19 protein-coding genes are annotated in these 17,894 nt (G+C 43.8%); 10 read left to right on the top strand and 9 right to left on the bottom strand.

Going from position 1 to position 17,894, the window contains the following annotated elements; genetic code table 11:
- Nucleotides 1–477 precede the first annotated feature (477 nt).
- The 3 genes from H9628_RS00095 to H9628_RS00085 all read right to left on the bottom strand — a co-directional run bounded on the left by H9628_RS00095 (nucleotide 478) and on the right by H9628_RS00085 (nucleotide 2,741).
- Nucleotides 478–1,887: an alkaline phosphatase gene (locus tag H9628_RS00095; protein ID WP_251832082.1), complete on the bottom strand. Its 1,410-nt coding sequence runs from the start codon at nucleotides 1,885–1,887 to the stop codon at nucleotides 478–480.
- 138 nt (nucleotides 1,888–2,025) lie between these two features.
- Nucleotides 2,026–2,556 carry a DUF4136 domain-containing protein gene (locus H9628_RS00090; RefSeq protein WP_251832081.1) on the bottom strand — a complete coding sequence of 177 codons (531 nt, stop codon included), beginning with the start codon at nucleotides 2,554–2,556 and terminating at the stop codon, nucleotides 2,026–2,028.
- 8 nt (nucleotides 2,557–2,564) lie between these two features.
- Entirely contained in the window at nucleotides 2,565–2,741 is a 177-nt protein-coding gene (locus H9628_RS00085; protein WP_251832080.1) for a DUF5522 domain-containing protein, read from the bottom strand.
- Between the two features lie 39 nt (nucleotides 2,742–2,780).
- Here H9628_RS00085 and H9628_RS00080 point away from each other — a divergent pair, with 39 nt between their 5' ends.
- The 4 genes from H9628_RS00080 (at nucleotide 2,781) to hemL (ending at nucleotide 6,594) form a co-directional block, all read left to right on the top strand.
- Nucleotides 2,781–3,110 (top strand): hypothetical protein, encoded by a 330-nt coding sequence (locus tag H9628_RS00080; RefSeq protein ID WP_251832079.1) that lies wholly within the window; start codon nucleotides 2,781–2,783, stop codon nucleotides 3,108–3,110.
- Between the two features lie 171 nt (nucleotides 3,111–3,281).
- Complete coding sequence (locus H9628_RS00075; RefSeq protein ID WP_394368171.1) at nucleotides 3,282–4,196, top strand: 1-aminocyclopropane-1-carboxylate deaminase/D-cysteine desulfhydrase; 915 nt, start codon at nucleotides 3,282–3,284, stop codon at nucleotides 4,194–4,196.
- A 13-nt stretch (nucleotides 4,197–4,209) separates the two neighbouring features.
- The gene (locus H9628_RS00070) at nucleotides 4,210–5,259 is read left to right on the top strand and encodes a glucosaminidase domain-containing protein (RefSeq protein ID WP_251832077.1); all 1,050 of its coding nucleotides are present in this window, start codon (nucleotides 4,210–4,212) and stop codon (nucleotides 5,257–5,259) included.
- A gap of 51 nt (nucleotides 5,260–5,310) precedes the next feature.
- Nucleotides 5,311–6,594 carry a glutamate-1-semialdehyde 2,1-aminomutase gene (gene hemL, locus H9628_RS00065; RefSeq protein WP_251832076.1) on the top strand — a complete coding sequence of 428 codons (1,284 nt, stop codon included), beginning with the start codon at nucleotides 5,311–5,313 and terminating at the stop codon, nucleotides 6,592–6,594.
- Nucleotides 6,595–6,646: 52 nt separating this feature from the next.
- On the opposite strand, the gene namA is transcribed toward hemL, so the two are convergent.
- From namA to H9628_RS00050, 3 genes are all read right to left on the bottom strand, one after another.
- Entirely contained in the window at nucleotides 6,647–7,696 is a 1,050-nt protein-coding gene (gene namA / locus H9628_RS00060) for an NADPH dehydrogenase NamA (RefSeq protein WP_251832075.1), read from the bottom strand.
- 122 nt (nucleotides 7,697–7,818) lie between these two features.
- Nucleotides 7,819–9,954: a catalase gene (locus H9628_RS00055; protein ID WP_251832074.1), complete on the bottom strand. Its 2,136-nt coding sequence runs from the start codon at nucleotides 9,952–9,954 to the stop codon at nucleotides 7,819–7,821.
- 19 nt (nucleotides 9,955–9,973) lie between these two features.
- Nucleotides 9,974–10,540, bottom strand: coding sequence for a YciE/YciF ferroxidase family protein (locus H9628_RS00050; protein ID WP_251832073.1), 567 nt, complete (start codon nucleotides 10,538–10,540; stop codon nucleotides 9,974–9,976).
- Between the two features lie 271 nt (nucleotides 10,541–10,811).
- Here H9628_RS00050 and cdd point away from each other — a divergent pair, with 271 nt between their 5' ends.
- Nucleotides 10,812–11,291: a cytidine deaminase gene (gene cdd, locus H9628_RS00045; protein WP_251832072.1), complete on the top strand. Its 480-nt coding sequence runs from the start codon at nucleotides 10,812–10,814 to the stop codon at nucleotides 11,289–11,291.
- A 58-nt stretch (nucleotides 11,292–11,349) separates the two neighbouring features.
- On the top strand, nucleotides 11,350–12,237 hold the full coding sequence (locus H9628_RS00040) for a Ppx/GppA phosphatase family protein (protein ID WP_251832071.1): 888 nt from the start codon (nucleotides 11,350–11,352) through the stop codon (nucleotides 12,235–12,237).
- 31 nt (nucleotides 12,238–12,268) lie between these two features.
- On the opposite strand, the gene H9628_RS00035 is transcribed toward H9628_RS00040, so the two are convergent.
- Nucleotides 12,269–12,763 (bottom strand): metallophosphoesterase family protein, encoded by a 495-nt coding sequence (locus tag H9628_RS00035; RefSeq protein WP_251832070.1) that lies wholly within the window; start codon nucleotides 12,761–12,763, stop codon nucleotides 12,269–12,271.
- 62 nt (nucleotides 12,764–12,825) lie between these two features.
- Here H9628_RS00035 and truA point away from each other — a divergent pair, with 62 nt between their 5' ends.
- Together truA and H9628_RS00025 are read left to right on the top strand one after the other, a co-directional pair.
- Complete coding sequence (gene truA / locus H9628_RS00030; RefSeq protein ID WP_251832069.1) at nucleotides 12,826–13,575, top strand: tRNA pseudouridine(38-40) synthase TruA; 750 nt, start codon at nucleotides 12,826–12,828, stop codon at nucleotides 13,573–13,575.
- 73 nt (nucleotides 13,576–13,648) lie between these two features.
- On the top strand, nucleotides 13,649–15,397 hold the full coding sequence (locus H9628_RS00025) for an ABC transporter ATP-binding protein (protein ID WP_251832068.1): 1,749 nt from the start codon (nucleotides 13,649–13,651) through the stop codon (nucleotides 15,395–15,397).
- A gap of 52 nt (nucleotides 15,398–15,449) precedes the next feature.
- Here the strand turns inward: H9628_RS00025 and H9628_RS00020 are convergent, their stop codons facing one another.
- Nucleotides 15,450–16,736: an aldehyde dehydrogenase family protein gene (locus H9628_RS00020; RefSeq protein ID WP_251832067.1), complete on the bottom strand. Its 1,287-nt coding sequence runs from the start codon at nucleotides 16,734–16,736 to the stop codon at nucleotides 15,450–15,452.
- Nucleotides 16,737–16,900: 164 nt separating this feature from the next.
- Between H9628_RS00020 and gcvH the strand changes: the two genes are divergently transcribed.
- Both gcvH and H9628_RS00010 read left to right on the top strand, forming a co-directional pair.
- Nucleotides 16,901–17,278: a glycine cleavage system protein GcvH gene (gene gcvH, locus H9628_RS00015; RefSeq protein ID WP_251832066.1), complete on the top strand. Its 378-nt coding sequence runs from the start codon at nucleotides 16,901–16,903 to the stop codon at nucleotides 17,276–17,278.
- Nucleotides 17,271–17,630 carry a VanZ family protein gene (locus H9628_RS00010; protein WP_251832065.1) on the top strand — a complete coding sequence of 120 codons (360 nt, stop codon included), beginning with the start codon at nucleotides 17,271–17,273 and terminating at the stop codon, nucleotides 17,628–17,630. The genes gcvH and H9628_RS00010 overlap by 8 nt, the downstream gene beginning before the upstream one ends.
- Before the next feature lie 74 nt (nucleotides 17,631–17,704).
- On the opposite strand, the gene H9628_RS00005 is transcribed toward H9628_RS00010, so the two are convergent.
- Nucleotides 17,705–17,894, bottom strand: a 190-nt coding sequence (locus tag H9628_RS00005; RefSeq protein ID WP_251832064.1) for a hypothetical protein, incomplete at its 5' end; no start/stop codon positions are given.

Genomic DNA, 17,894 nt, shown 5'->3' with positions numbered 1-17,894 from the left:
ATTGAAAACGACTTAAAAACGTACGTACGGAAAATATTTTCGTACGTACGGACCATTCAGTTCGTACGTACAGAAAAAAATTCCTTAATTACGAATATAGAAAAGGGCAATAAAGCAGTGAAATAATGTTCCTCAGAAACGAAAGATCATGAAAAGTTACTGAAATTTAACTGTCAGGCAGCTGAAAACAGGCAGCAAAAGAACACCGAGCCGCTGAGGAAGGCTCTAGAAGAGACTGACGAAGCCACAGAACTGGCAGCGAAGGCGGGGCAACCCGAAACGTTTTTACCCCTTGATTAAAGGGCGATCGCTCCCGGTATCCCCGGTGTCCCTACGCGAGATCCGAATGCGGTGTCGCTTTCATTTTTTCCTACTGCGGAAGAGTATTACGAAAAAAACGCAACCGTATTAAAATAATCACAAATAAAAATAAATGCCCCGAAGTTCGGGGCGTTTTGCTTTCTCTGCGGAGCTGTCTTAAAACTTATTCTCCACCTCGGCAACCTTCAGCAGAAAGGTATGCATATCGGTGTTTTTCATAAAAGATTTCATCTTTTCGCTGCCCGGCCCGAACATGGCCACCTCGCTGTAATCGGCCGAATGGTCCATACTGATCCAACCCACGGATGTGTACTCCTGCTGGATCTGCGACAATAATTTAAAGGGCAGATGCCGCGGGTTGTATACGCCGTCTTCCATTTGGGCTTTGGCATAATACGACTGGATTTCTTTTGCCTGATCATCCGAAATCATAATGCCCGCATTGGCCTGAGAGATCCGTTCTTTGATCTTGGCTGTGCTGTCGCCGCTGCTGATTCCCTGCAGGATCCATTCGTTGGTCTGCGAGAATTTCTGGATGCGGTCGAAATTTTCATCCACCTTCTTGCCATAAATAAGTCCGGGATTCGCATTGCCATGATCAGTGGTGATTACCACAAGCGTATTTCCGTCTTTTTTAGCGAAATCGACCGCCACTTTCACGGCATCATCGAAGGCGAGCTGGTCGTAAATCAAGCCTGAAATATCATTACCGTGTGCGGCCCAGTCCACTTTTCCGGCTTCCACCTGCATTACGAAACCGTTTTTGTCATCCTTCAGCTGTCCGATGGCTTTTGACGTCATTTCCGCCAGTGTCGGGATGTTGTTCTTCATAAAGCTGCTGCTGAGATGATCGGTAGAATAGGGCAGCGCATCTTCGTCAAACGTGGCGAGCAGTGGTTTATTGGCGGGTGCCGCATTCATTTCTGCTTTATTGCGTGCTACGGAATAACCTTTGTTCCTGAAAACCGTGTACATGTCTTTTTTATCTTTTCGCTGAGCGGCGTCAAAATATTTATTTCCGCCGCCCATGATTACCTCAAAACCCAGCCCTGAGTAAACCGACGCGATCTCTTCCTGTGAATTCCGGCTTTTGCTGTAAACGGAAAAGCCCGCGGGCGTGGCGTGCGTTACAGGAACCGTGGTCACCAGACCAATCTTTTTACCTGCTTTTTTAAATTTCTGAAGGATGGGCAGGTATTCTTCGCCGTTCACGCCAATATTCAGACTGCCGTTTGTCACGCGGTGTCCGCCGCCCCAGGACGAACTCGCGGCTGCCGAATCAGTAACAACAGAACTGGCTGAAGCCATATCCATCAGTCCGCGCTGTACGAGGTTTTGTTCATATAAAGAGAGCCAGTGTGAAGGTCGTCCCAGTTTGCGGCGGCTGTACATATCGGCCATTTGGAGCGTGCCTATACTCATACCGTCGCTCACCATAAATATAATATTCTTTGCTTTTTTACCGTCGAATTCTTCTTTGAAGATATTCGCTTTTGCAGTAAAAGGTGTAAGAAACAGTCCGCCCAGTGCCAGTGAACCGTTCTTTAGTAATTCCCTTCTTTTCATTGATCCTATTTTTTTCAAATTTACGGAAGATCATTTAAACCGCAGACGCTTCTGTGCAAGACTGCGGAATAATTAACATTACAGAATAAGAAATAAAAAAACCGCCGAAACAGCGGTTTTAAAAGTATATTTAAATAATTATCTGCCTTTTTGCGGCGGGTAATTTGCCATGATCTCAGCTACGATTTCCGGGATCTGCTTTTGTTTGGATTTAGGAGAATCCACGGAAATTCCGCTGCCTATTCCCTGCCACACCAGTTTTTGGGTTCTCGCGTCGATAAGGTCGAGCGTCAAACCTCCCTGGTTGTAGTTCGAAGTCCAGGTTCTGTTCATTCCCACACCCCAACCGAATGGGCCGCCCCAGCCGTACATGCCAATCGGGCGCGTACTTTGGATATCCTGAATTTTCTTGTGATTGGCTTTTACATTCACGATGAGGTCCGGATTGTCGGAAACGCTCATCCCTTTAGTCTGCAACTGACGCGAAACCTCGTTCAGCACGCGGTCTTTATCGATGTCGTTGAGTTTCAGGTCATCAATTCTCAGTTTATACGTTTTGTATGCGTTGAAATTTGCGGTCTCTGCATAGTCAGATTTTACCTGGAACGGGCTGCAGGAAGTGAAGGCCAGGGATCCTGAAGCTAAAAGCAGAAAAATATATTTTTTCATTGGTAGATTTATTTTTTAATCGGTTTTATAAAACGGTCGGTCTTTTTATCATATCCGTATGGGCAGTGTTTGCAGCCGCTTTTGCAGCAATAGCCGCGTTTTAGGTGATATTTTTCGGTGAAAACCCTGTATCCCTGTTCGTTATAGTAAAAGTCTTCGTTTTCTTTGATACTGTTTTGATTCATGGGTTAAATGTAAACGGCCGAAAATTTTATCTTTGTTTGATGATTATTATCGCACGGTCACTTCTCAAAAATACAAAAATTTCCGCGATCGCCCTTTTTCCGGTTGTTTTGGTTCGGTCATCGGCCCTGCGCGAAAATGCGGTGCTTATCAATCACGAGAAAATACATCTTCGGCAGCAACTTGAGATGTTGGTTATTTTTTTCTATTTGTGGTATGTAATCGAGTATTATTATCTGTTTTTCAAACTCAAAGATCCGTATCAGGCGTACAAATCCATTTCGTTTGAACGCGAAGCGTATGCGATGGAAAATAACTCGGATTATTTGAAGACAAGAAAATTCTGGAGCTTCTGGAAATACCGTTACTGATTTTTATTTGGGCGCCATTTCCGGCTTTCACTACTCGCTTTTTTATTCCGCTGCGCTACATAAAAAGCGCTCAAACAGGCCGTTCAATCCGGGGCGCGGAGCGTTTCGGCCAGAATTTTTAATCATTAACAGACTAAATCTTCTCTCAAAACTTTTTTCGAACTTTACCTCATGCAAATGCCAACGCACGAAGTTCCGCTCACGGAGATTCATTTAAACAGAAACATCCGGCTTTTCATTAAAAGAGATGACCAGATTCACCCCGAAATTTCGGGTAATAAATTCTGGAAACTGTTCTATAATATCAATCAGTATCTGGCTCAGGAAATCGAAAACCCGGTGCTCATCACATTTGGCGGCGCCTTCTCAAATCATATCGCGGCCGTCGCTGCGCTCGGCCGCGAACTTGGTATCGCCACGCTCGGCCTCATCCGCGGTGAAGAACTCGAACAGAAATGGCACGAAAACGAAACGTTAACGAAAGCATCTGCGGACGGAATGCGTTTCCGTTTCGTGAACCGCCAGACGTTCCGTGACAAAGATTCTTTAACCCAAAATCTACAGAAAGAATTTCGCCAGGCCCTGATAATTCCGGAAGGCGGCACTAATCAGGTTGCTGTGAATGGCATTCAACACATGCTTGGAAATGCTACAAAAAGTTTTAATTATCTTTGCACTGCGGTTGGCACAGGTGGAACTGTCGCGGGAATCTCGCGCTTTGCCGAGGAAAACCAGAAAGTTTTAGGTTTTAAGGTCGTCAAAGATTCTTCCCTGGAAGCGAAGGTTTCAGAACTTTCCGGCAAAGAAAATTTTGAACTGATAGACGCTGCTGATGGTGGTTACGGCAAAATAACCGACGGAAATAACCGTTTTATCAACAGTTTTTACGATAAATACGGAGTGCCGCTGGATCCCGTGTATACCGGAAAGATGATGAGGAAGCTTTTTGAACTTATCGAACAGAATTTTTTTGCGGAAGGATGCACTATCCTCGCGTTTCATACCGGCGGACTTCAGGGAATAAAAGGCGCCAACGAAATGCTTAAAAAAAATGAGCGACCTCTGATAAAGACGACAGTTAAATAAAAATAATATGGGAATGAGGAAAACACTGTTGATATTTTCATTGATTATTCTGGCGAATTTTAAGGCACAGACCTGGAAAAACGACGAGCAGTACATTCAGAAATTTGCTGCTTATGCTGTAGAAGAGATGGAAAAATACAAGATTCCTGCTTCAATTACCCTCGCACAGGGACTTCTGGAAACCGGTGGAGGACAAAGCCGCCTCGCGCAGATCGGGAAAAATCATTTCGGAATTAAATGTAAAGAAGACTGGACGGGCAAGACAATGACGCATACAGACGATGCCCCGAATGAATGTTTCCGCGTGTACGACGATCCCCGCGAGTCTTACGAAGACCATTCAAAATTCCTGGCTTACCGGAAATATTACACAAACCTCTTCAAGCTCGATATCAAAGATTACAAAGCCTGGGCACATGGACTGAAAAAAGCAGGTTACGCCACCAATCCGCGCTATGCTTACATATTGATTGATAAAATTGAGAAAAACAGACTTTACGAATTCGATAATACCAGTTCAAAAGAAGTTCTCTACACGGTTCTGAAACTCTATCCGGGTCTGCGCGAAGATAAGATCTTCATGGCACAACTCGATCAGAATAAAGCCTCGTCCAGACCAATCACCGTTACGGTTCCTTATGAGCAGACGTCTTACGCGAAACAGCAACAGAAAGTGGATGCCATTAAAACACGTGCAGAAATCTTGAGTACGATTTTGGTAAAAAACCATCCAAATGGCGGTAAAAAGTTCGTGGTGATTCCGGAAGACACCGAACTCGGACTTATATCCAAAAAATTCGGAATCTCAGAAAGCAAACTGATGAAGTGGAACGAACTTGACGGCACGAATTTAAAAAGAAACGATATCATTTTCCTCGAGGGTAAATCTTCGACCGGAAATGTAGCGACTTATAAACCAAAAGTGGGCGAGTCAATGCACGAAATTTCCCAGAAATTCGGAATCAAGCTGAGTAAACTGTACGATAAAAACCGGATGGCATACGGCGAACAGCCCAAGACCGGGCAGACACTTTATCTTAAAGACAAAAAGCCGCGCAGCTAAGCATTTTGGTTACTGCGAAAACCATCATCCATCACCCAACAACCCACAACTATGTTATATCAAAGAAGTTCTGCACTATTCGATGAAGCCTACAAATATATTCCGGGCGGCGTAAACTCCCCGGTTCGGGCATTCAAATCGGTGGGCGGCGTGCCCGTTTTTATGAAATCGGCGAAAGGTGCCTTCATGACGGATGCGGATGACAATACCTACATTGATTATATTAACTCCTGGGGCCCAGCTATTTTAGGGCACACGCATCCGGAAGTACTTGAAGCAATTAAAAAACAGGCTGAAAACGGTTTTTCGTATGGAACTCCTTCAGAACTCGAAACCGAGATTGCTAAACTTATCGTAGAAAATGTTCCGAATATCGACCAGATAAGAATGGTTTCTTCCGGAACAGAAGCGTGTATGAGCGCGATCCGTTTAGCGCGCGGTTTTACGGGACGAGATAAATTCATCAAATTCGAAGGTTGCTACCACGGACATTCCGATTCTTTTCTTATTAAAGCCGGAAGCGGTGCCGCCACGTTTGGTAATCCAAATTCTCCTGGTGTTACGGCGGGAACTGCAAAAGATACTTTGCTTGCCAGATACAATGATATCGAACAAGTTAAAGATTTATTCAGACATAACGAGGGCCAAATTGCCGCAATCATCGTAGAACCCGTTGCCGGAAATATGGGTTGCGTGCTGCCGGAAAGCAATTTCCTTCAGAACTTGAGAAGGCTTTGCGACGAAAATGGCGCTTTGCTGATTTTTGATGAAGTGATGACCGGATTCCGTCTCGGTTTTGGTGGCGCACAGGAAGTTTTCAATGTGAAAGCTGATTTGGTGACTTACGGAAAAGTAATTGGTGGCGGACTACCGGTGGGAGCCTTTGCCGGACGAAACGAAATTATGGATCACCTCGCGCCGAAAGGTGCGGTGTACCAAGCCGGAACTTTAAGCGGCAATCCTTTAGCGATGCGTGCCGGACTTACCACATTGGAACTGATCAGAAAAGACGAAAACTTCTATCAGAACATCAATAAAACGACAGAAACCCTCGATTTTGAGATCGGGAAAATATTGAATTCTAAAGACATTCAGCACCGGATTAACCGGAAAGGTTCGATGATGAGCATCTTTTTCCACATTAACGCAGTTTCGAATTTTGATGAAGCGGCGCATGCGAACCATTCGCTGTTCAATAATTTCTTCCATTTCTTACTGAAGAATGGCATTTACCTGCCGCCAAGCGGCTACGAAACCTGGTTTATTTCGGATGCCATTAAGCAAAAAGAAATCGACAGAACGCTGGAAGTCATCAGCCAGTTTCAATATTCTTAAAAAACAAAAAAAGCCAACTGATTGAAGTTGGCTTTCTTATTTTAAAGGCAAATTAAGGCCTGGCTCTTTCGTATTGGTGAGGGAAAAAACAGTTGTCGTTGTTCTTAAATGAACCGCGAACCGGCAGATAAGGATTTCGGAGAATTTCACGCGCGACAAAAATTAAGTCCGCCTGTTCATTCTGCAAAATTTCTTCTGCCTGTTTTGCGGTTTTTATCAGACCTACAGCGCCGGTTGCAATTTCCGCGTCTTTCTTTACGGCCGCGGCCAGCGGAACCTGGTAGCCATCAAATAAAGAAATCTTTGCGCCGTGGATATTTCCGCCGCTTGAAACATCGATAAGGTCTACACCTTTTTCCTTTAAGATTTTGGCTAATGCTACGCTGTCTTTGATGTTCCAGCCCTTTGTCGCATACTCCGTACCTGAAATTCTTACGAATAATGGGTGGTTTTCATCTAGAAGTTCGTTCACTGCATCTACGATTTCGAGTAGGAAACGGCATCTGTTTTCGAAACTGCCGCCGTATTCGTCTGTTCTTACATTCGATAATGGTGACAGAAACTGGTGAATCAGGTAGCCGTGCGCGGCGTGGATTTCAATTAAATCAAAACCAGCATCCAAAGATCTTTGGGCAGCAGTTTTAAAATTTTCAACCAAATCTTTTATTTCTTCAGCAGAAAGTTCGTGTGGAACTCTTTCAGATTCAAGGTAAGGAATTGGCGAGGGCGCCACGGTTTCCCAACCATCTTCTTCCATCGAGGTTTGTTTGCCGTTCCAGGTCGATGCTTTTCTTCCAGCATGCGCAAGCTGAATTCCGATCTTACTTTCAGACTGGCTATGGACTATATCGACAATTTTCTTAAGCTGTTGCGCCTGTTCATCATTCCAGATTCCCATGCATTTGCTGGTGATCCGGCCTTCGGGCACTACGCCGGTCGCTTCCACGATGATGAGGCCGGTTCCTCCTTGCGCGCGGCTTCCGTAATGTAACAAATGGAAATCGTTTGCAAGTCCGTTCTCACAGGAATACATACACATCGGTGACATAACCCAACGGTTTTTGATTTCTAAATTTCTGAATTTTATTGGTGTATAAAGCATATTCAATAATTATTTTGAGGATGCAAAATTAGCGAATTTAAACGGAAGTTTAATTTTTAAAGACATTGACAAATAAAAGGAGGCTCCCAAATCGGGAGCCTCATTATATATAAGGAGTGGTTTTAGGCTGGAAGTGGTTTCATTTCGCGGTCCCAAAAACGGTGAAGGATGATGGATCCTGCAAAAAGATCCAGATCGCCTTCAGTGACGATTCCGTCAGCAGGTAAAGTAAGATCCGGAATTGCTTTCTTCAAAAGATCTGCGCCGTTTCCATCTGCCCCGAACGGTTTACAGTGTTTATAGGCCTCCGCTACGAAATGAATGGCGCCCGCATGTTCCATAAGGGTTTTTACACTTTCGCCGCCCGGAATGTAGACCGCATCGAAAACTACCGATGCCGTGGTGAGTAAACTGTCGTCCACCTGATATTGATCACCAGATTCTGTCGTTACAAAACCATGTCTCGGCGCAATGATTTGAACCAGCGCATCCATTTCGCAAAGGACTTTCTTTACTTTCGTGAATGCTTCGTCGCTTACGCCATCGGCTGTTAAAATAGCGATTCTTCTGGCTTTGATGTTGGTCGGAAGTTTATTCGCCATACTTACAGAGGGCGCCTCGCTAATCGGTAATTCAGCCTTGAAAGAATGATAATCCTCGAGTTTACCATCCGCAGGAATGCTGTCCGTTATTGGTTGAGGCAGTCTTTCAGGAACCAGACCCAGGTGATCACCGACTTTATTTGCGAGTTCTATATCTACTTCAAGCAGCATATTCACCATTCTTTGGCGAATTGGAACCAGTTTCACTTTACCCAATTCAAAAGAAAACGCATTTTGCACATGACGTTTTTCATGATCGGTCAAACTGTTATAAAACAACGTAGGCTGGCTGAAATGATCGAAGAAACTTCTGCTTCGGCTGCGGATTTTTCTGGAATCAATGCGTTCTTCAAATGAGGTGAAGCCGCCTTCTTTCATCATGGCCTGAAACGGGCAGCCCTGCGCCATCGAATTCGGGTGGTAAGAAACTTTTCCTTTCGGGATCTGCATACGGTGAATCCCGTCTCGTTGGTTGTTTGTGACATCCGGAATTGAGCGGTTAATTGGTATTTCATGGAAATTCGGTCCGCCCAAACGGGAAAGTTGAGTGTCTGTATAAGAGAAAAGTCGTCCCTGAAGCAGTGGATCGTTGGTGAAATCGATGCCGGGAACGATATGTCCGGGGTGGAATGCGATCTGTTCGGTTTCTGCGAAGAAGTTGTCAGGATTTTTATTTAAAGTCATTTTCCCAATGATCTCCACCGGAACCATTTCTTCGGGAATCAGTTTGGTAGGGTCCAACAGATCGAAGGGGAATTTATGTTCATCCTCCTGCGGAACGATCTGTACGCCCAGTTCCCACTCAGGGTACATTCCCTTGTCAATTGCTTCCCATAAGTCTCTCCGGTGAAAATCGGTATCTTTTCCGGCAAGTCGCTGGGCTTCATCCCAGGCCAGTCCCAAGACGCCCTGCAGCGGTTTCCAGTGGAACTTCACGAAGTGTGATTGTCCTTCCTCATTGATAAACCGGAAAGTGTGGATTCCGAATCCTTCCATGGAGCGTAGCGTACGTGGTATACCACGGTCACTCATCTTCCAGATTACGTTGTGCATCGTCTCGGGCATGAGCGAAACAAAATCCCAAAAGGTATCGTGCGCTGAAGCAGCCTGCGGAATTTCATTGTGAGGCTCGGGTTTAACAGCATGTACAAGATCCGGAAATTTCATTGCGTCCTGAATAAAGAAAACCGGCATATTGTTACCAACCAAGTCATAATTGCCTTCCTGAGTGTAGAATTTCACTGCAAAACCGCGTACATCACGTGGTATATCTGTCGAGCCGCGGCTTCCCTGAACAGTCGAAAATCTTACAAAAACCGGCGTTTTAATGCTTGTGTCATTTAAAAATTTGGCTTTCGTGTATTTAGCCATCGATTTGTACAATTGAAAATACCCGTGTGCACCGGATCCGCGCGCGTGCACGATCCTTTCCGGAATACGTTCATGATCGAAATGCGTCATTTTTTCCCTGAAGATAAAATCTTCGAGTAGGGAAGGTCCGCGTTCGCCGCCGAGAAGTGAATTCTGGTCATCGTTCACTTTCACTCCATGATTTGTGGTCATGAATTCGCCATGGTCACTGTTTTTATATTTGCCGAGTTGTTCTATTTTCGGATTTGCGCCGTTTGCAAAGGGCTCCTGTTCGTTTACTTTCATAATTTAGGTTGCTTAAAAGTTATACGGCTTTAAAATCTTTAGACTGATGCATGCCGCCGGCAGCCTGTGAATTCAACTCTGTATCTGCTATGGTGGTAAGCAGACAGTCTGATTTCTTTTCTTCACCCAATGTGCGAAGCAGCAAATCAAGGACTTCTCGCTCATTCAGAACTTTTGCGTGAGCTGCGAGGGTTCCGTAAGCAGCCATCTCGTAATGCTCCACTTTCTGGGAACTGCCGATGATTGCGGCATCGCGAACAGGTCCTTCTGCGGCTGAGCTTACAGTTTCGCGGCCTTCAGCGATAATGCCTTCAATTGCCTGGCATTTTTTGGCTTCTGCTTTCATACCAAGCAGTTCAAAGGACTTTTCAAGTCGGACTACCTGCATTTCTGTCTGTAAGATGTGGTCTTTTATCGCCGTTTTCAGTTTTACATCGGTGGCTTTCTCGTACATTTCAGGAAGTGCTTTCAGAAGCGCGTTTTCAGCATAGTAAATGTCTTTCAACCCGGTGATAAAGAGGTCTCGGAGTGAGCCGGCCTCTGCAGCTTGCTCTGTTTTTTTTGATTTTGTTTTGTTGGTTTCCATATGTTAATATTTAATGTGTGTGATTTTTTAAAAGTTCAAAGACGTCTGGTGCAAAGCAGTCGGAAATGATTGTTTGTCACCTGTTGACGTGAAAGTGGGGTTTGAAAAAGGTTATTAATTCGGGACAATTTGAATCAAATGTTAAACCAAAATATTAGGCCCCTCCGTTAAAATTGTCACAACATTTGCATCTTTTCAAAACACTGATTTTTACCCGACAATGGGTTTGACGTCGAATTTATTAGGTATATTTACTCCCCAATTTTCAAAAATGGTAAAAGAACTTAAAATTAATTTTTACGCGATCCCCAATTATGAAATGCTCGACGACACGGAGAAGAAACTCTTTGATGCAGCCAAAAAAATCCGGGAGAAAGCGTACGCCCAATATTCTCACTTCACGGTAGGCTGCGCACTGTTGCTCGAAAGCGGCGAGATCATTACCGGCAGTAATCAGGAAAATGCCGCATATCCGTCAGGTCTTTGCGCCGAAAGAACCACGATTTTCTGGACAGCCGCGAACTTTCCAGGTGAAAAGATCAAGAAATTATTCGTCATTGGTGCGCCGGAAACCGCTTTGTCTTCAACTCCAATTCCACCCTGCGGAGCTTGCCGACAGTCTATCCTGGAATATGAAGCCAACCAAAAAGAGGGAATTGAAATTTATTTTGCTTCGCTGGACGGGGAAATTTTCAAAACCAACTCGGTTCGCGATCTTTTGCCCTTTTCATTTGATGCATCCTTCCTTTAAAATTGCTATTTGAATTAAATAGTTGATTGGAAAAAATTAACACAAATTATTTCTGAACATGATCATCGCAGCAATAGATATCGGCAGCAACGCGGCGCGTCTGCTGATTTCCGAAGTAAAGGCAGTAAAGAATGGCAAGGCCGAATTCACGAAACTGAATCTTCTGCGTATACCGCTGCGGCTGGGTTTTGACGTTTTTGCCAAAGGTGAGATAGGCGAGGAAAGGAAGGAAATGCTCACAGGAAGTATGCGCATCTTCAGTGGTATGATGAAGGTTTACAAGGTAGAGCATTACCGCGCCTGCGCCACGAGTGCTATGCGGGACGCGAGAAACGGCCGCGACATCATTAAGCAGGTAAAAGAGGAATCCGGAATCGATATTGAAATAATAAGTGGTGACGCGGAAGCGGCCCTGGTTTTTGAAAATCATATTGCAGAAGGGCTTGATAAAGATTTTGCTTATCTCTACATCGATGTGGGTGGCGGAAGTACGGAACTTACTTTTTTCGAAAACGGCCAGCGAAAATATTCGCGTTCATTTGACATCGGAACGATACGTTTGCTGAATAACCAGGTAAATGAAGATCACTGGAAAGAGATGAAAGAGGAGATCCGGCGAAATATCAACAGTAAAAAACCATTGGTTGCGATTGGCTCCGGAGGAAACATCAACAAAATCTTCTCGATGAGCAAGACGAAAGACGGAAATCCGCTGGTACTTTCGGGTCTGAAAACCTGGTATAAAAATTTATATAAATTGTCGGTTCCTGAGCGGATGGCCAAACATAATCTTCGGGAAGACCGCGCAGATGTGCTGGTGCCGGCGCTTCAGATTTTTACGAAAGTGATGGAATGGGGTGATATAAACAAAATATTTGTACCAAAAATTTCAGTTGCAGACGGTTTGGTACACAGTATCTATGATTCGGTCACGAAAAAAAAATAGCTATTCGTTACCATTTATATTTAAAGCAAACCTACCTGGTACCTAATTCAATCACTTCAAGATTTTCAATCTGATCACCATTGATCTGAAACCGCATCATCGTCCGCATTTTGTGCCAGCCCGATCTGCCGCAGGCGCCGGGATTAAGATGCAACAAACTGTTTTTCTGGTCATACATCGCTTTCAGGATGTGCGAATGGCCGGAAACAAAGAGTTTAGGTGCCTGTTTTTGAATTTCAGTTTTCGCGAGTGGTGAATATTTCCCGGGATAGCCGCCAATGTGGATCATCAGAACTTCCACATTCTCGCATGTAAACCGTAAAACTTCCGGAAACGACGCGCGAATCGTATAGCTGTCTATATTTCCATAGACGCCACGCAGCGGCTTTATTTTTTCTAACTGCTGCACTATTTCCATATTACCAAAATCGCCGCAATGCCAGATTTCATCGACCTGCTGCGCATATTCCAGTATTCTTTCATCCAAGTGCGAATGCGTGTCCGAAAGCAGCAAAATGTTTTTCATACCTCACAAATTACTATATTTTTATCTAATTTTTACCGATATATTTTAGGAAATTTGCCCTCATGCGATATTTTATAGAATTTGCTTACCACGGCAAAAATTATTTCGGCTATCAAATTCAACCAGGACAAATCACCGTTCAGGAAGTCTTTGAAAAAGCCCTGTCGACCATACTTCGCAGCGATATCAAAATAACCGGAGCGGGCCGCACTGATTCGGGTGTGCATGCTAAAAAGATTTTCGCACATTTTGATCTAGATTCAGATATTCCGCAAAATCTCGTATATCGCCTCAATAGTTTTTTGCCCAATGATATTGCTGCGAAAAATGTCTTTAAAGTAACTAATGATGCGCATGCCAGATTTGATGCGACTTTCCGAACCTACGAGTACATCGTTTCGCTGGAAAAAAATCCGTTCCTGAATGATTTTTCGTGGCAAATCATCAATCGTACGCTTGACTTGGAGAGAATGAATGAGGCATGCCAAATCCTTTCAGAGTATGAAGACTTCACCAGTTTTTCCAAACTGCACACCGATAACAAAACCAACAACTGCAAAATCTATCTCGCAGAATGGACCAAAACCGGCACTGAACTTAAATTTACTGTTTCTGCAGACCGCTTTTTGCGCAATATGGTCCGCGCCATTGTCGGCACGATGATTGAAATTGGCAACGGCAAAATTTCAATCGAAGACTTCAGAGATATCATTGAAGCAAAAGACCGCGGCAAAGCGGGAACATCGGCACCGCCTCAAGGTCTTTTTTTGGTGGACGTAGGTTATGATTTTGAGCGAATACTATTTGATTAGCATTTTCTGCCGGTAATCTGTAAAGGCTCCATCAATACTAAATCACTAAATTTGCACAGAATTTTAAGCGAATATGAAGAAACAATCAACCTGGGATATTATTAAAAGACTGTTCAGAATTGGGATGAAGTTCCGGTCCTGGTTCATCATTACGCTTATTATCTCTATTTTGCTTTCGGTAATTTCTACTTACCGGCCTTACCTCACCATGCAGATTGTGGATACAGACATCATTCAGCTCAAAGACAAAGAGCTGATGATGAAGCATATTTACATACTGGTTGCGCTGGTTTTCGGAGAAACAATCCTTAACTTTTTCCTCGTCTACTTTTCAAATTTCATCTCACAAAACGTAATCCGCGATATCCGCGAACGTCTTTACCATAAATTAATCTATTTCCGGACGTCATTTTTTGATAAAACGGCTTTGGGGCAGCTAGTTACGCGCGCTGTAGGTGATGTAGAAACCATCGCGACGGTTTATACGGACGGTTTCCTGATGGTTTTCGGGGATATTCTGCGCATTGTGTTTGTTCTCATCATGATGTTTCAGGTTGACGTTCACCTCAGTTACATCTCACTTGCGATTTTGCCGCTAATGGTGGTGATCACAAGATTTTTTCAGAAGAGACTCAAAAAAGCCTTCGGTGACGAGAGAACGTGGACTGCAAACCAAAACTCTTTCGTGCAGGAAAGGCTTTCAGGTATGTCCATAATCCAGGTATTTAACCGGGAGGCAGCCGAATTTCAGAAGTTTGATTCCATCAACATCACACTGAAAGCAGCGTTGCTCCGAACGGTTTTCATTTTTTCGCTTTTCTTTCCCGTTGTTGAACTTATTTCCTCACTATTCATCGGTTTCATTTTGTTTTATGGGGGTTACATCACCATTTCGGCGGGGGTGGTGATTGCGTTTATCCAATATATTTCGATGCTGATCAGGCCTTTAAGACAAATCGCGGACAGATTTAATAATATCCAGCGTGGAATAGTAGGCGCAGAGCGGGTTTTAGGAGTTATGGATGAAGATTTTGCGCTGCCCAATGAGGGGAAAATCATTAAAGATAAATATGACGGAAGAATTGAGTTCCGCAATGTGCATTTTTCCTATGATGAAAAGCAGGAGGTACTGAAAGGGATCAGTTTTAAAGTAGAACCGGGACAGACAGTCGCGATCGTAGGAGCTACAGGTGCGGGAAAATCTACGATCATCAGTTTGATCACGCGTTTGTATGACATCAATTCCGGTAAGATTTTGCTTGATGATGTAGATCTAAAAGATTACGAACTGTACAACCTTCGCAGCCATATCGGCGTCGTATTGCAGGATGTGTTCCTTTTCCACGGTACTATTTTCGAGAATCTGGCGTTCGGTGACGAGACGGTGACTTTAGAGAAAATCAAACAGGTAGCGAAGGACATTGAAGTGGATGATTTTATTGAATCCCTGCCGGGCGGTTACGATTATGTGGTGCGCGAACGCGGATCCTCAATTTCATTAGGTCAAAGACAGCTGTTATCATTTCTAAGAGCTTATCTTTCGGATCCGAAAATTTTGATCCTCGACGAAGCGACTTCTTCCATCGACCACGAAAGTGAGAAACTGATTCAGCGCGCTACCGAAAAAATTACAAAAAACCGAACTTCAATTATCATCGCGCACAGGCTTTCAACAATCGAAAAAGCCGATAAGATCATCGTGATGGAGCACGGGAAAATTGTAGAAGAAGGTAAACATCTCGAATTGCTCAATAAAAATGGCTACTACGCAACGTTGTATAAAGCCCAGCTGAAACACGAAGTAGAAGAGAGTGCAAAATAAAAAACCCTGAATAAATCAGAGTTTGTGGAAAATTGTCTTCGTGAGAACTGATCTAATGACCGACGATAGTTTTTGCGGTTACAAATTCTTTCAGCGCGATAAGCGAAAGTTCGGTCCCGTACCCGGATGATTTTGCACCACCAAAAGGCAATCTTGGGTCGGAACTTGTTTCTTTGTTTAAGCTCACCGTTCCCGATTCAAGATTTTCGATAAAGAACTGTTGACGTTTCTTATCTTTGGTCCAAACCGAATTTCCAAGCCCAAACGGAATGTCATTCGCCAGTTCCAGCGCTTCAACATCATTTTTGGCAACCATCACAATACCCAGCGGACCAAAAAGTTCTTCCTGCAAAACCGGATTGCCTTTTTTCACCATCATCAGTCCGGGATTAAATTCGTAATCTGAAATCCTTTCGAGCGGTAATATAACTTCCGCACCGTTTTTCAAAGACTTTTTATATTGCTTTTCAAGTTCGTCGGCAAGATCCGGACGCGCCATTCCTGTAAGTTTGGTGTCCTTTTCCATTGGGTCTGCGGGGACGTATTTCTGATATTCTTTAATGAAGATGGGCAAAAATTCTTTCAGCACATTTTTTTGAATGATGAACCGTTTGCCGGCGTTACAGGCCTGTCCGCAATTTTGGAGTCTTGCTTTGGCAGCACTTTTTGCGGCTTTCTTCAGATCTGCATCATCCAAAATGATGAACGCATCGCTTCCGCCAAGCTCCAACAAAGATTTTTTAATGTTTTTTCCGGCTATCGAAGCCACTTCTGCGCCGGCCTTTTCACTTCCCGTAAGACTTACAGCCCTCACGATGGGATTTTCAAGCACAGTCTTTACTTCAGAATGTCCAATTTCAAGATTTTGAAAGACGCCTTTTGGGAAACCTGCATCCAGAAACAGTTTTTCAATCAGTTTTCCGCTGCCAAAACAGATTGAAGCATGCTTCAATACGACCGCGTTACCCGCCAATATGGCCGGCACCGCAAACCGGAGGACTTGCCAAAACGGAAAATTCCAGGGCATCACACCTAAAACTACGCCCAGGGGCGCGTAATGAATTTCTGAAACGCGGAATTCGGTTTCAATCTTTTCAGGGGCAAGTACGTTTTTTGCGTTTGCATAGTATCTGGTCATCAGTGCGCACTTCTCTACCTCTGCAATAGATTGAGAAATGGGCTTCTTCATCTCCTTTGTGATGTTTTCCGCGTATGATTTTTTGTTTTTGTCGAGAGTCTTTGCCAGTTTCAGCAGTAGTTTCTGTTTCTGTACAAACGGAACCGCTCTCCAGTTTCTGAAAGATTTGTCGGCGGCCTCTAATTTCTTTTGTAAAGTCATCTTTTATATTTTTAATAATGGCTGCAGCAGCTCATACTTCTACAAAGATATCGATTATAGACGTGCTGTACGGTAAAAGCAATTCAGATCTACATATAATAAAGTCTCTAAAGACTACCCGTATGGTATTTTTTAATTATTTTTGAAGAATTAAATTAAAGAAAATGAACACACCGTCTGAATTAAGGTACACCAAAGAGCATGAATGGATTAGAATCGAAGGTAACATCGCTACCATCGGAATTACAGATTTTGCCCAGGGCGAATTGGGTGATATAGTTTTTGTAGATGTGGACACCGTGGGTGACGAACTGGCGGAGAACGATGTTTTTGGCAGCGTAGAAGCTGTAAAGACAGTTTCAGACCTGTTTTTACCATTGCCTGGAAAGGTGGCAGAGTTTAATGAAGAACTTGAAAGTCAGCCCGAACTGTTGAATACCGATCCTTACGGTAATGGGTGGATCATCAAGTTGGAGTTGGCAGAAGATGTAGATGCCTCGGAATTGCTTACGGCCGAGCAATATCAGGAATCTCTTGGATAAGATTTCAAAACTTTTTAAAAAGATTTTGCCCATTTATTGGGCATTTCTTACATATATGCTTCTGCGGCCGGGAGTTGAAAACCTTGAATATCCATTTATGTTTTCGGGGATTGATAAGCTGTTGCACCTAAGTATCTTTGGTTTGCTCGGCTTCTGTTTTATGGCCGCATACCCAAAAACCAGGTTTACTATATATATACAGGTGATGCTCATCTATTCTATACTTACAGAAATTTTGCAGGATGTGATGGGCTTTGGCCGTTCCCTGGAAGGGCTTGACCTCGTTGCAGACACTGTGGGTGTTCTGGCTGGATACTATATATTTATAAAGTTAAGGTCGTATAATATATAAGTATAAAATCTTTTTGAAGATATACCTTTCCCGCCTCGGCGGGATTTTTTATGTCCTGCCGTGGCAGGGGCGGGTTAATCGTTACTATTGGGAAACTTCCGGCAAAATTTTTCCCCCGCATAATCAGTGAGTTGTGGAATGTGGAAAAAATTTTCCGGGGTTTGGTTTGGATTATTGGGCAGAGTGCGTATCTTTGCAGTCCCAAATCGAGAGAAGGGGGAGCGCAGAAGAGCATTATTTTTAAGGGCGAAAATGTTGATAGAT

Origin of the sequence: Kaistella pullorum (genome assembly GCF_014837035.1) — a bacterium.
GTDB classification, from domain to species: Bacteria; Bacteroidota; Bacteroidia; order Flavobacteriales; family Weeksellaceae; genus Kaistella; species Kaistella rhinocerotis.
This window is presented reverse-complemented; position numbering and strand designations above follow the sequence as displayed.